This is a genomic window from Anaerosalibacter bizertensis, from assembly GCF_009696605.1.
GTDB lineage: Bacteria > Bacillota > Clostridia > Tissierellales > Sporanaerobacteraceae > Anaerosalibacter > Anaerosalibacter bizertensis.
The window spans coordinates 1-1,103 of the sequence record NZ_VULR01000046.1 but is presented as its reverse complement, the minus strand read 5'-3'; the positions used below and the strand labels follow the sequence as shown (position 1 = coordinate 1,103).

1 protein-coding gene and 1 pseudogene are annotated in these 1,103 nt (G+C 30.6%); both read right to left on the bottom strand.

Features of this window, described 5'->3' with window-relative positions; all coding sequences use genetic code 11:
- Positions 1 to 619, bottom strand: a pseudogene (locus FYJ27_RS13120) (IS30 family transposase); the annotation flags it as partial.
- Positions 620 to 816: 197 nt separating this feature from the next.
- Positions 817 to 1,103, bottom strand: a 287-nt coding sequence (locus FYJ27_RS12645; protein WP_195839140.1) for a hypothetical protein, incomplete at its 5' end; no start/stop codon positions are given.

Genomic DNA, 1,103 nt, shown 5'->3' with positions numbered 1-1,103 from the left:
ACTGTCACTATTAGTTTTTTCACCTACTACAGTATCAACTTCCCAATGTCCAAATTCTTGGCGGTTATTGATGTGTGTAGGACGCTCTGAGATGCTTTTACCAAGTATCTTCTTATGCTTTTTCACAACTGTATGTTTGGTGCTTCTACGAAGCTTTAACGGAAGATCAGCATTCTTAATAGATAGTAATCCTAAATCGATATAGTTATATAACGTCTTAGTACATACTATCTCTGAACGCTTGAATTTACCTGTTGATAGAGCACTTCCGACACATGCGTCTGGAGACCATGAGTTAGTCTTAATTTGATTTACAGTATACTTTAATAAACTCATCACATTGTAGGTGTTTGAATGTGCGACAAGAGTTACGACGATTCTTTGTATAGACTGCTTCACCTGTATCTGCAAGGTACATTTCAACATGTTTTCCTTGCTTGATTTGAGTAGTAGTTCCACGACGGATTTCATTGATAATAGTATTGATTGGTCTTTGCAATTCTTTGGCAATTTTATATGCAGAGCAACCGTCTGCAAGGCGTATTTCTATAGTCATGCGCTCTTTGAAATTCAAGTGTTTATTTTTACGTGATTCTGTGTTATGATTTAGGTAATTCATAGTGATTATCCTCCTTGTTATTTTGGTTTCGCAACTTAATTATAACACGGGTAATCACTATGGATTTTTTATTGGTTCAATTTCATTATACAATTAGTCATACTAAAATAATAACGTATATATGTTTTTACTTTACCATTACGTATTAATTAAAATTTTCAAATCATGCATGTCCTGCATAAGCAGGATTTATTTTATTACATATCTATATATGTATATGTCGAGTCATCCCAAAGTTTTGATAAATCATTTTCGTATTCATTAATTATTGCACTAACTAAATTTTCAAATATATTTGAGTTATATTCTTTTGAACCTTCCTTATAAAATTGAGCAATTTTAAATATAAGGCTATTTGGTATTTTAAAATTAGTAACACTTTCATTGTTTTCATTGACTACAGTAAAAGATAAATCTGTTTGTTTCATAAGTTTATTTATACATTCTCTATCTTTAATATTAAAATAATCAAACCACAATGAAT